This window comes from Roseovarius sp. MBR-51, assembly GCF_053628575.1.
Genome location: NZ_JBRJGQ010000056.1, coordinates 1 through 3,328, shown reverse-complemented (window position 1 = coordinate 3,328; position 3,328 = coordinate 1). Strand labels below are relative to the sequence as shown.

At 54.6% G+C, this 3,328-nt stretch carries 2 protein-coding genes; both read left to right on the top strand.

What is annotated here, in order from left to right:
• Nucleotides 1-109 precede the first annotated feature (109 nt).
• Entirely contained in the window at nucleotides 110-1,096 is a 987-nt protein-coding gene (locus tag ACSSVY_RS22640) for an Eco57I restriction-modification methylase domain-containing protein (RefSeq protein ID WP_454272291.1), read from the top strand.
• Nucleotides 1,089-3,328, top strand: a 2,240-nt coding sequence (locus ACSSVY_RS22635) for a DEAD/DEAH box helicase family protein (protein ID WP_454272289.1), incomplete at its 3' end; no start/stop codon positions are given. The genes ACSSVY_RS22640 and ACSSVY_RS22635, both read left to right, overlap by 8 nt.

Below are 3,328 nucleotides of genomic sequence, written 5' to 3'. Positions count from 1 at the left end.
TGCTATATGAGGGCCGCACGCTCCAAGGCGCTCGCCCCAAACTGGCCGACTTTTGCTCCGCCACAATGGCCGAATTTTACTCCGCCGTTGACAGCTATTTGGAGCCAAAATGCAGTTTGACGTGATAATCGGCAATCCTCCTTACCAAATGAAAGGTGGTGCAGGAGGCACAAGTGACTCCTCAATTTACCATCTTTTCGTGGAACAAGCGATGCAGCTCGAACCTAGATACCTTAGCATGGTTATTCCTTCGCGCTGGATGGCGGGCGGAAGAGGCATGAACGACTTTCGAAAAACTATGCTTGCAGACCAGCACATTAGTCACCTAGTAGACTATACCAAGATGTCTACAGCATTCCCGGGCGTCGATTTCGAGGGTGGGGTCGGCTACTTCTTGTGGAATCGAGAACACCAAGGCGATGCGCAATACACGCTAATTCAAGGAGAGGAGCGTCATCCGACCATAAGTAGGGACCTTAGTGCTCATGATATTTTTATCCGCGACCATCGTGCGCTCGATATCCTGAAACGGATACAGCACCACGCTGAGCCAACGATGGATTTAATGATTAGCGCTGACACTCCTTTTGGATTGGCGACAAACTTTTCTGAATATAAAATGCAACCCTTTGATGGATCGGTTGAGTTGTATCTGACGAGCCGTGGACGCCGCGAAATAGGCCACACCGCTCGATCTAAAATCATCAAGAACACACATCTGATCGATGCGTGGAAAGTGCTCCTGCCTGAGGCCTATGGCGAACGCGGAGCCGTACCAGCGCTAGTTTTGGGGCCTTCCATAATTGCGCCACCTGCTTCTGTCTGCACTCAGACCTATCTAGTTGCGGGGCCACTGGCGAGCAATCTGGAAGCGAGTAGTCTTCAAAGTTATACTAGAACTCGTCTATTCCGGTTTCTAGTGTCACTAAGGAAGATTACGCAGCACGCGTTGCGTTCAACTTATTCATGGGTCCCTCAACAATCGTGGGATAAGATGTGGACCGATGATATCTTGTATAAAAAATACAGTATCACGAACGAAGAAATTGAATTTATTCAAAAAATGATCCGTCCAATGGCCGGCGAAGATGCATAAGCCCACCATCGACGACATTCTCTCCCCAAAGCCGGAAGCGCGGCCCTGCATCTATGCTTATTCCATCGCGGATGAGGCCCATGAAGGCCTGCTGAAGGTCGGCCAGACCACGAGGGATGTGAAGAAGCGAGTCGCCGAACAACTGCGCACAGCAGCAATCACCAATTTCCAGATTGAGCTGAACGAACCCGCTGAACGCGATGATGGCACCATCTTTACCGATCACGAGGTGCGCGCCGCGCTGATCCGTAAGGGGATCGAGAACACAAGCCTGGAATGGATGCGCTGCACCCTGGCCGATGTCCATACTGTGCTGTCAGAGCTGCGCACCGGCCTGCGGTTCAGCGGCACGCACCATCAAACCTTTCCCATGCGCCGGGAACAGGCAGAGGCTGTCAGGCAAACCCACGCCTACTATCATTCCCGCTGGGAAGAGGACATGCACGCCGTTCCACGCTTCTTGTGGAACGCCAAAATGCGCTTCGGCAAGACCTTCACCTCGTATCAGCTCGCCAAGAAGATGGGGGCGAAACGCGTGCTGGTGGTAACCTTCAAGCCAGCCGTCGAAGACGCCTGGCAAAGCGATCTGGAAAACCACGCAGATTTTGACGGCTGGCAATATCTGTCAGTCAAGACCGGCGGCGACCCGACACAGATCGACCGAAACAAACCTGTCGTCTATTTCGGCTCGTTTCAGGACCTTCTGGGCCGCGATGCACGCGGCAACATCAAGGCCAAGAATGAATGGCTCCACACCGAAAACTGGGACCTAGTCGTCTTTGATGAATACCATTTCGGCGCATGGCGCGAGACAGCGAAAGAGTTGTTCGCAGGGGAAGAAGATGAGATCGCCCGCGAAGAAGCCCGGCTTGAAGACGCCAAAAAGCTGAAGGACCGGATCGCGGACCTGCAAGAGCCGCTGGAACCTGAAACCGAGTTTCTGCCAATCACGACAAAGGCTTATCTTTATCTGTCAGGGACTCCATTCAAGGCCTTGTCCACGGGCGAGTTCATCGAAGAACAGATTTTCAACTGGACCTACACCGACGAGCAACGGGCAAAAGCGGCCTTTGCTGCCGCTCACCCAGATCAGTGGAACCCTTACGGTTCCCTGCCGCAGATGAGGCTATTGACCTATCAGATGCCCGACGAGCTGCTGGCCATTGCCAGCGCCGGAGAGTTTGACGAGTTCGATCTGAACGAGTTCTTTGCCGCCACGGGGACCGGAAGCAAAGCGCAGTTCAAGCACAAGAGTGACGTTCAAAAATGGCTGGACATCATCCGAGGGCAGTATGCACCAGGCGCGGTAGATAGCCTAAAGACTGGAACCCGCCCGCCGTTCCCCTATTCTGACGTGCGGCTTTTGCCCTACCTGCAACACTCGTTCTGGTTTTTGCCGAACGTGGCGGCCTGTCACGCAATGGAAAACCTACTGACTGAGCGCCAGAACACGTTCTGGCATGAGTACAAGGTCATCAGCGCTGCCGGGGCGGCCGCCGGGATAGGGCTTGAAGCGCTGCCTCCCGTGCGACGGGCGATCGGAAGCGGCTTCGATAGCAAGAGCATAACCTTGTCGTGCGGTAAGCTGACTACGGGTGTCACGGTCAAGCAGTGGTCATCCATCCTCATGCTGCGAAACCTGAAATCTCCCGAGACATATTTTCAGGCGGCATTCCGTGTGCAGTCGCCCTGGTCCATCAAGAACCCCAACGGGGACAACCCGCATGAAGAAGAAATCCTGAAGCCCGTGTGCTTTGTGTTCGACTTCGCGCCAACGCGTGCCCTGCGGCAGTTGTCCGAATATGGGATCGGCCTGTCACCCAACGAAGCCAACCCAGAGAACGCTGTGAAGGAGCTTGTGTCGTTCCTGCCGGTGCTCGCCTATGACGGCGCGAACATGTACCAGGTTGACGCGGGCGGTATCCTCGACATCGCAATGGCGGGGACATCTGCGACGCTGCTGGCCCGGAAATGGGAAAGTGCCCTGCTGGTCAACGTGGATAACGAAACCCTTCGCAAGATCATGGATAACCCTGAAGCGATGGCCGCTGTTGAACGCATCGAAGGCTGGCGTGCCTTGGGCGACAACGTCATTGAGACCATTATCAACAAGAGCGAGAAGGTCAAAGACCTGAAGGGAGAGTACCGTAAAGTGTGGGGCAATCATGCAGCCATTTCGGTTTCGGACGAAGGCTTCAACGCCGGATGCCATTGCTCGAACTTGGCGCGCAG